This window comes from Ideonella sp. (assembly GCF_044358605.1).
Classification (GTDB): Bacteria; Pseudomonadota; Gammaproteobacteria; order Burkholderiales; family Burkholderiaceae_C; genus Ideonella.
The window spans coordinates 1-8,731 of sequence record NZ_JBIKNQ010000099.1; the positions used below are offsets into that span (position 1 = coordinate 1).

The following is an 8,731-nucleotide window of genomic DNA, read 5'->3' on the forward strand; positions in this document are numbered from 1 at the left end:
ATGAACTCTCTGGGATCGAAGCCAGCAACTCGCTCAGGACAGCTCTGGCCTGAAGTAGCGGCCAGCTTCGAATCGGCCAATGATCACATGAGACGTGACACTTAGGCGGCGTGAGCATTGCGTTGATGATCACCCGCGCCGTCACACGACCACTGGGCCGCGCCATCTCGGCCGCCAGCACCATTGCCAGCGGTGACCTGACTCAGCAGATTGAAGGCCACGATCGGGACGAAACCGGGCGTTTGCTGACCGCGCTGAGCGACATGCAGACACAGCTGAAAAAGCTGGTGAATGACGTCCGTCGAGACGCAGAACATGTGGCCACGGCCAGTGCACAGATCGCCCAAGGCAATGGTGATTTGGCAGAACGCACCGAACACCAAGCCTCTGCGCTTCAGGAAACAGCCTCATCCATGGAAGAGCTTGGCGCCACCATCAAGCAAAACGCCGATCATGCCCAACAGGCCAGCCAGTTGGCCACCACGGCCAGCGAGGTGGCCACACGGGGTGGAGAGGTGGTCGGCCGTGTGGTGGACACCATGCGCGGCATCCACGATGCGTCGCGCAGGATCGTGGACATCATCGGCGTGATCGATGGCATTGCCTTCCGCACCAATATCTTGGCGCTGAACGCCGCCGTGGAAGCGGCCCGTGCCGGCGAGCAAGGCCGCGGCTTCGCTGTGGTGGCCAGCGAGGTGCGCTCACTGGCGCAACGCTCAGCCGATGCAGCGCGTGAAATCAAGGGCCTGATCAACACCAGCGTGGAGCAGGTTTCCCAGGGCACCACTCTGGTGGACAACGCCGGCAGCACCATGGGCGAGGTGGTCAGCTCCATCCAACGTGTTACACAGATCATTGCCGACATCAGCCGCGCCAGCCAAGAGCAGAGCGAAGGGGTGTCCCAGGTCAATGCTTCCGTGGCCGGCATGGACAGCGGCACCCAACAGAACGCCGCCTTGGTGGAACAAACCAGCGCCGCTGCGGAGAGCCTGAGAAGCCAAGCTCAGCACCTGGTGGTGACGGTCAATAACTTCAGGGTCTGAGCGCGGGCAGGCTCAAAACCTCTGCCGCCTAGCCTTGACGGGGCAACAGGGGCTGGGCCAATTCGTCTACTGACGAGCCTTGTGCCTTGAGTAAGGCTTCCAGCGCTGGCATGAGCGGCCCCAAGCGCTCATCCAAGGCGTCGCGCACCGTGTCCACAAACACCTGGGTCGCGCGCTCGATTTCAATGTTCAGCGCATCCCCCACCTGCTTCTGGCCAAACGTGGTCATGCGCAGGGTTTCTGGGATCAGCCAGACCTCAAACCACCCCTCTTGCCGGTTGCACTCCGCCACGGTGAGGCTGGCCCCATTGACGGCGATATAGCCTTTGGCAAAGACGTAGCGGACCCAACGCTGGGGCACCGCGAAACGCAGCACACGGTTGTTTTCAGGCTGCCGAATTTCAGCCACCTGGGCGGTGAAATCCACATGACCTGACAGCGGATGGCCGCCGATCTCTGCACCGTCCCGCGCAGCCCGCTCTACGTTCAGCAGGCTGCCTTCCACCAAGTCTCCCAGCGTGGTCAGGGCCAAGCTCTGCTGCATCACATCAAATTCGGCGGTGTCCCCAGGCCCGACGGCGGTGACGGTCAGGCAGACACCGTCACAGGCCACGCTGGCCCCCACCTCCAAACCCTGGGCAAAGCCTTCAGGAAAGCCCAGCGCAAAGCTGCGCAGACCTGGTTTGTCGGTGATGCGTGCCACGTGCGCCACGCCTTGAACGATGCCGGTAAACATGAGCAATTTCCTTCTAATGGGCCTGGGAGATTAACAGCTGGCGCCAGCGGCCGATTACCCAGGCGAATGCCAATCAATTGCAAGGATCGGTTGCCCCTGCCCCGGCCTAGAGTGCAGCTCAGCCCGCCGAGCGTGTGTCGCCTAGCCACGGCCAGGTGGCACCTTGTGAAGTCCTCACTGAAGGATTGTTGCCGTGAAACGTGTCCTGATCGTAGAAGACCAAGCCGATATTCGAGACCTCATCCGAATGAGCCTGGAGCATGGCGACTATGAAATCCATGAGGCCGAGGACGGTGACCAAGGCTTGCAGATGGCACGTCGGCTGGCGCCTGATCTGGTCTTGCTCGATGTGATGATGCCCGGCAATTTGGATGGCCTCGCGGTGTGTAAGCACCTCAAAGCTGATACCAGCCGTAAGCGCACGAAAGTGGTCATGCTGTCGGCCAAAAACCAAGCCGCCGATAAGCAAGCTGGCCTCAGCGCTGGCGCCGACGCTTACCTAGTGAAGCCCTTCAGCCCCCGCCAGTTGCTTCAGTCTGTCGCTAAGGTGATTTGATGGAAATCATCGAACATACCGGCCATGCGGAATCCGCCGAGGCCACCTACGCCCCCTCGCCACCCAATGCGATTGAGTCTTGGCTGACCCGACCGGCAGCAGCGTGGGTCATCCTGGCCATCTCCTTGTCGCTCACTGCGGTGGCATGGTGGCTGTCTCGCACCTTTTCGCACGACGAAGCACAGCAACGCTTTGAGCGGCGCACAGATGATGTGCACCGCCGCTTAGAGCAACGCTTGGCCACCTACGAAGGCGCACTCAGAGGAGGCGTGGCCTTGTTTGCCGCCCAAGGCAGCGAGGTCAGCCGCAGCCAATGGCAGCGTTATGTCAGTACCCTGCATCTGGCCGACCGCTACCCCGGCATTCAAGGGCTGGGGGTGACGAAACTGATAGCGCCCGCACAACTGGCGGCCCATGAGCAAGCCATCCGGCAAGAGGGCTTCAAGGACTATGCCGTGAAGCCCGCAGGTGTGCGTGAACAGTACTCCTCCATCGTTTACCTGGAACCCTTTGAAGGCCGCAATCTGCGCGCCTTCGGCTTCGACATGATGTCCGAGGCCACCCGCCGTGCCGCCATGCAAAGAGCGGGTGAGACCGGACAGGCCGCACTCTCCGGCACTGTCACTTTGGTACAAGAAGATGGCAAAGACGTACAACGGGGCTTCTTGCTCTATGTGCCTGTCTATCGAGGCGGCTCCGTACCCACCACCACCGAGGCCCGATGGGCCGCCCTATGGGGTTGGGTCTACGCACCGTTCCGGATACAAGACTTGATGCATGGTGTTCTGGGGGCCGAGGCGGAGCAGATGCGCTTCACACTCCATGATGGTGACCGCGCCACGGATGAATCCAAGTTCTATGGCAGCAGCCCCCGTGCCAGCGCCGAAGCCGCACCGCTGAGCTTGCAGCGCCCGCTGACAGTCGCCGGTCACACCTGGACCGTTCACTATGAAGCCGAGACGACCGACTCCGGCTTTGCAACCACCCAAAGCAATGTGGTGGCCATTCTCGGGCTGTTCATCGATGCCCTGCTCTTCTGGACCATCGGCACCATCGCGCGTCGCAAGCAGCAGGTCGAACGCAGCGCCCTGGCACAGAGCACCCAAGCCCGTGAGCGCACGGCTTGGCTGGACGCCGTCAGCGACTTGTCCCCCAACGGGGTCCTGGTGTTCGAGCGGCACGACGACAACACCTTCCGCCTGGTTTTCACCAACCCGGCCTTCAGCGAGCTGTTCGGCCTGCGCCCCGGAGATCTGACCGGTTTGAGCGAAGAGGCGGTGGATGAGTGGTTGGACGGCCTGCGCGGGGAATTGGCACCCAACCCGCCGCTGACCCCTGGTGATGCGGTGGTGCAGCTGGCGGGGCCACCTTTGTGCATCTTGCACCGCAGCTCGAGAGAGGGCGAGCTGCACCGGGTTTACTACTTCCGCGACGTCACCAGCGAGACCGAAGTCGAGCGGCTCAAAGACGAGTTCCTGACCACCGCCGCGCATGAGTTGCGCACGCCCCTGGCCAGTGTCTACGGCTTCTCAGAGCTGCTCCTGCGCCCCGATGTGCCAGAAGCCAAGCGCGAAAAGCTCAACCAGATCGTCTATCGCCAAGCCGGCGTGCTGAAGCACTTGGTGGACGAATTGCTGGACTTGGCCCGCCTGGATTCCCGCGGTGAGCAAGACTTCGTGACTCAAGAGATTGACCTGCGCAAAGTGGCTGAAACTGCGGCTGAGAGCAGCGGTACGCCTGAGAACCCGCATCGCATTCAGGTGATCGGTGGTGACAAGCCCTTGATGGCCAAGGTCGACCCGGCCAAGCTGCAGCAGGCCATCGTCAATGCCACGTCCAATGCCATCAAGTACTCGGCCCCCGATGCGCCCATTGTGTTGCGTACCGTGCTGACGGCACATGAAGGCCGCCCCTACGCGGCCATCGCCGTCGAAGACAAAGGCATCGGCATGAGCCCCGAGGCCTGCGAGCGCGCGTTTGAGCGCTTCTTCCGGGCGGACCCGTCTGGCCACATCTTGGGCGCAGGCTTGGGCCTGGCCATCTTGAAAGAAGTGATCACCCTTCACGGCGGGCACATCACGCTGACCAGCGAGTTGGGCGTGGGCACAACGATCACCTTGTGGGTGCCCCTGCAACCGCCAGCCGCCGAAGAGGTTGTTGCGAAACCCGCCCAAGCCAGAACGCCCGAACTGCTTACCAGCTGACTTCGCGGTCAGGTGTTGAGCCGATGCGGTGGATGGTCAAGTCTGCGCCTTCGTATTCCTCTTCCTGGGTCAAACGAAGGCCGGTGACAGCCTTGATCAAGCCATAAACGGCAAAGCCACCCGCCAAGGCCCAGGCCACGCCCGCCAAGGTGCCAATCACCTGGGCCATGAAGCCCACGCCGCCCATCCCACCCAGGGCGGTTTGGCCAAAAATGCCGCAGGCAATGCCACCCCAGGCCCCGCACAAGCCATGCAGGGGCCAAACCCCCAGCACATCGTCAATGCGCCAGCGGTTTTGTGTCAGGGTGAAGAGCTGCACGAACACCGCGCCAGCAACACCGCCCACCACAAGGGCGGCCAGGGGATGCATCACATCCGAACCTGCACAAACCGCCACCAGGCCGGCCAGAGGACCGTTGTAGACAAAGCCCGGGTCATTGCGGCCCATGAAAACAGCCACCAGCGTGCCGCCCACCATGGCCATCAGCGAGTTGACCGCGACCAGCCCGGAAACTTTGTCAATGGTCTGCGCGCTCATCACATTGAAGCCGAACCAGCCCACAGTCAGTATCCAAGCACCCAAGGCAAGGAAGGGAATGGAGGACGGCGGATGGGCACTCATTGCGCCGTCTTTGCGATAGCGGTTGCTCCGAGGGCCGAGCAGCAGCACGGCGGCCAAGCCGATCCAGCCGCCTACGGCATGCACCACCACGCTGCCCGCAAAGTCGTGGAACTCAAAACCGGTGGTGGCCTTCAGCCAAGCCTGAAGTTCGAACTTGCCGCCCCACACCACGCCTTCAAACAGCGGGTAGATCACCCCGACAATCACGGCCGTCGCTATCAGCTGCGGGCCAAAGCGCGCACGCTCTGCAATGCCGCCCGAGACGATGGCGGGAATGGCCGCCGCAAAGGTCAGCAAGAAGAAGAACTTGACCAGCTCGTAGCCATTCTTGGCCGCCAGGGACTCAGCACCGCTGAAGAAGGTGACGCCATAGGCCACCGTGTAGCCCACAAAGAAATAGGCGACCGTGGAGACCGAGAAGTCGACCAAGATCTTGACCAGCGCATTGACCTGGTTCTTCTTGCGCACGGTGCCCAACTCCAAGAACGCAAAGCCCGCGTGCATGGCCAGCACCATGATGGCACCCAGCAAAATGAACAGGGCATCAGTGCCCTGCTTAACTTGATCCATGAGAAAACCCTCAGCACAGCGCCTGGCGGCGCGACAACCTTAGTGCGCCATGCACCGGCATGGCGCGCAAGGCCGCTGAGTGAGCAAGTTACGTGCCGAGGGCCGCACCAAAGCAACGCCGAGTGCACCGGCTCGGTGATGAGTAATGCGCACCGGGATGATGCTCATTCGCCATTTATTGGTGCGCAGGAGTCAAGCTTGGTGCAGCGTCAAATCATCTCGGGGGTGCGCACCGCCACCAAAACCACCTCACCCCGGTCTTCGCGGGGCCGATGCCGCAGCCACCACACCCCACCTTTCTTGACAGACCAAGGCTGTAAGCCCCCCTCAGCGACCCCGGCCAACCGAGGCCCAGTCATGAGGTAAGCGGCCGCCAAGCCCAGCGTGGGCTGGTGCCCGATGACCAGGACCGGCTCGCGAGATTCAGGCCAGCGCGCTGCGGCTAGCAGGGCTTCCACACCCGCCTCGGGCGCCAGCGCCTCCGAGGTCTTGAAGCGGCGCTCCAAGGCCTCCGCAGTCTGCTGGGCACGCAAGGCCGGGCTCACCAAGATGCGGGTACGGTCCGGCAAAAATCGATTCAGCCAGTCGGCGACCCGCCGCGCATGTTTCAGTCCTTTGGGGGTCAATCCACGAGTGGGGTCATCGACGCCATCCTCCAACTCTTCCGCCTCAGCATGGCGCCAAAGGATCAGGTCCATGGTCGATCCTTCAATCTGCTGCTGCACGGCCAAACCGCAGCATCAAGGCGCGCTGAGCGCTCGGGCCGTCGCTGCGTTCACGCACATAGCGACCGTCAGGCTGCTGTGTCCAAGCGTCGCAGCCGTCGTGCAGATAGGGCACCAAGCACTCGTCGATCACGCGCTGCCGCAATTTGGGGTCACTGACAGGCCAAGCCAACTCGATGCGGCGCTCCATATTGCGACTCATCCAGTCGGCGCTCGACAGGTAGAGGGCCTCCTCGTCCTCACCGGCGCCCCAACGGAAGTAAATGACCCGTGTGTGCTCCAGAAACCGACCCACCACCGAGCGAACACGAATGTTGTCACTCACCCCCGGCACACCTGGAGGCAGCGTGCAGGCCCCTCGGACGATCAACTCCACCTTGGCACCCGCCTGCCCCGCCCGCAGCAAGGCGGCAATCAAGGCTTCATCGGTCAAAGCATTGCACTTGACCACCACCCGGGTGGGTTGCCCGCGATGCGCCGCCTGAGCCACCTCGTCGAGTTGCCGCAACAAGCGCTTGTGCAAAACGAAGGGCGCTGTCAGCAAGTGCTTGGGTGGCCTCACCCGCGTCAGGCTGGCGATCTGCTGGAAGATGCCGTCGGCATCAGCGGTGATGCCGGGGTCCGCCGTCAGATATCCCACATCGGTGTAGAGCTTGGCCGTGCGAGGGTTGTAGTTGCCGGTGGACAGGTGCACATAGCGACGCAGGCGCGCATGGCCCTTGCTGTTGAGCTCACGTCGCGTCACCAACAGCAGTTTGGCGTGGGTCTTGAGGCCCACGATGCCGTAAACCACCTGTGCTCCCACCGACTCCAGGCGCTCGGCCCAGTTGATATTGGCCTCTTCATCAAAGCGGGCCTTCAACTCCACCACGGCCGTCACCTCTTTGCCGCGCCGCGCCGCTTCCAGCAACAGGTCCATCAAAACGGACTGCGCACCCGTGCGATAGATGGTCTGACGGATGGCCAGAACATCGGGGTCGTGCACGGCCTCGCGCAGAAATTCCACCACCGGATCAAAGCTCTCAAAGGGGTGGTGCAGCATGATGTCGCGCTCGGCCAGCACCTCGAAAAAGGAGCGGCCCCGCCCCAGCCGGCCAGAAGGCCAACTGCCTTCATAAGGCGCAAAGCGCAGCGCATGGCCCGGTAGGTCGTCCGCTTGGTCGATCAACTGGCCCAAACGCACCAGATTGACCGGCCCGTTGACGCGGTACAGCGCTGCCTCGGGCAGTTGAAATTGGTCCAGCAGCAAACGCCACAGGTCTTCAGGGCAAGAGCGCACGACCTCTAAACGAATGGCGCGACCAAAGTGACGGGTGGTCAGACCGGTGCGCAGCGCTTGGCGCAGGTTGGTGACATCGTCTTCGTCCACATCGAGGTCAGAGTCCCGGGTGACGCGAAACTGCGAGAAGGACTCGACGGTGCGGCCAGGAAACAAGGACTCCAGATGGGCGCGGATCACGCTCGACAGCAGCACAAAGCGCTGCTGCCCGGGAGGGCAAAGGCTTGCAGGCAGGCGAATCACGCGAGGCAGGACGCGCGGGACTTTGACAATCGCAATCGAAGACTCGCGCCCAAAGGCGGCTCGACCTCCCAGCCTGGCAATGAAGTTGAGCGACTTATTAGCCACCTGCGGAAAGGGATGGGCCGGATCCAGCCCCACCGGGATCAACAGCGGCCTCACCTGCTGCTCAAAGAAACGGGCCACCCAGTCGCGCTGCGCCGGATTGCGGTCGGCATGATTGACGACCTCGATACCCTGCAGCTTCAGCGCCGGCATCACCACATCATTGAAGATGGCGTACTGCTCGTCGATCAGGGCATGTGCCGCCGAGGCGACCGCCACCAGTTCACTGTAGTTGGCATCAACACCCGCGCTCAATGTGCTCTCCAGCACATCGGCGAAACGCACCTCGAAAAACTCATCGAGGTTCGACGACACGATGGTGATGTAGCGCAGGCGCTCCAGCAGCGGTACATCGCCGCGCTGAGCCTGCGCCAACACGCGCCGGTTGAACTCAAGAATCGCCTGCTCGCGGTTCAGGAGTGTGGCGTGGGGGGCGGACACAGGGCTCATCACCCCAGTTTATGCATCTTACGTGACGCTGCTGTGACAAAAGCAAGGCCATGCCGCCACAGTTCGCTCACTCGCCCAAATAAGCCGCCCGCACCTTGGGGTCGGTGAGCAAGGCTTTGGCCTCGCCGGTCATGGTGATCTCGCCGGACTCCATCACATAGCCGCGGTTGGCCATGGCCAGCGCGCGTGAGGCGTTTTGCT

At 62.4% G+C, this 8,731-nt stretch carries 6 protein-coding genes and 2 pseudogenes; 3 read left to right on the forward strand and 5 right to left on the reverse strand.

Annotated features, from left to right (window positions below; translation table 11 throughout):
- Positions 1–116: 116 nt before the first annotated feature.
- Positions 117–1,040, forward strand: a pseudogene (locus ACIQ3Q_RS21710) (methyl-accepting chemotaxis protein); the annotation flags it as partial.
- A gap of 31 nt (positions 1,041–1,071) precedes the next feature.
- On the opposite strand, the gene ACIQ3Q_RS21715 reads toward ACIQ3Q_RS21710, so the two are convergent.
- Positions 1,072–1,779 carry a riboflavin synthase subunit alpha gene (locus tag ACIQ3Q_RS21715; protein WP_396271326.1) on the reverse strand — a complete coding sequence of 236 codons (708 nt, stop codon included), beginning with the start codon at positions 1,777–1,779 and terminating at the stop codon, positions 1,072–1,074.
- Between the two features lie 193 nt (positions 1,780–1,972).
- Here ACIQ3Q_RS21715 and ACIQ3Q_RS21720 point away from each other — a divergent pair, with 193 nt between their 5' ends.
- Positions 1,973–2,335 (forward strand): response regulator transcription factor, encoded by a 363-nt coding sequence (locus tag ACIQ3Q_RS21720; protein WP_396271327.1) that lies wholly within the window; start codon positions 1,973–1,975, stop codon positions 2,333–2,335.
- On the forward strand, positions 2,335–4,539 hold the full coding sequence (locus ACIQ3Q_RS21725) for a CHASE domain-containing protein (protein WP_396271328.1): 2,205 nt from the start codon (positions 2,335–2,337) through the stop codon (positions 4,537–4,539). Before ACIQ3Q_RS21720 ends, ACIQ3Q_RS21725 begins: the two co-directional genes overlap by 1 nt.
- Here the strand turns inward: ACIQ3Q_RS21725 and ACIQ3Q_RS21730 are convergent.
- From ACIQ3Q_RS21730 to ACIQ3Q_RS21745, 4 genes and pseudogenes are all read right to left on the reverse strand, one after another.
- Complete coding sequence (locus ACIQ3Q_RS21730; protein WP_396271329.1) at positions 4,529–5,731, reverse strand: ammonium transporter; 1,203 nt, start codon at positions 5,729–5,731, stop codon at positions 4,529–4,531. The genes ACIQ3Q_RS21725 and ACIQ3Q_RS21730 overlap by 11 nt on opposite strands.
- A gap of 209 nt (positions 5,732–5,940) precedes the next feature.
- Complete coding sequence (gene sixA, locus ACIQ3Q_RS21735; RefSeq protein ID WP_396271330.1) at positions 5,941–6,429, reverse strand: phosphohistidine phosphatase SixA; 489 nt, start codon at positions 6,427–6,429, stop codon at positions 5,941–5,943.
- A 10-nt stretch (positions 6,430–6,439) separates the two neighbouring features.
- Complete coding sequence (gene ppk1 / locus ACIQ3Q_RS21740) at positions 6,440–8,521, reverse strand: polyphosphate kinase 1 (RefSeq protein ID WP_396271331.1); 2,082 nt, start codon at positions 8,519–8,521, stop codon at positions 6,440–6,442.
- Between the two features lie 76 nt (positions 8,522–8,597).
- Positions 8,598–8,731 (reverse strand): annotated as a pseudogene (locus ACIQ3Q_RS21745) (ABC transporter ATP-binding protein); the annotation flags it as partial.

What these genes read in the sequence shown, in the direction of transcription:
- ACIQ3Q_RS21715 (WP_396271326.1), bottom strand. Translation starts at nt 1,779, where the DNA reads ATGTTTACCGGCATCGTTCAAGGCGTGGCGCACGTGGCACGCATCACC.
- ACIQ3Q_RS21725 (WP_396271328.1), top strand. Translation starts at nt 2,335, where the DNA reads ATGGAAATCATCGAACATACCGGCCATGCGGAATCCGCCGAGGCCACC.
- ACIQ3Q_RS21730 (WP_396271329.1), bottom strand. Translation starts at nt 5,731, where the DNA reads ATGGATCAAGTTAAGCAGGGCACTGATGCCCTGTTCATTTTGCTGGGT.
- sixA (WP_396271330.1), bottom strand. Translation starts at nt 6,429, where the DNA reads ATGGACCTGATCCTTTGGCGCCATGCTGAGGCGGAAGAGTTGGAGGAT.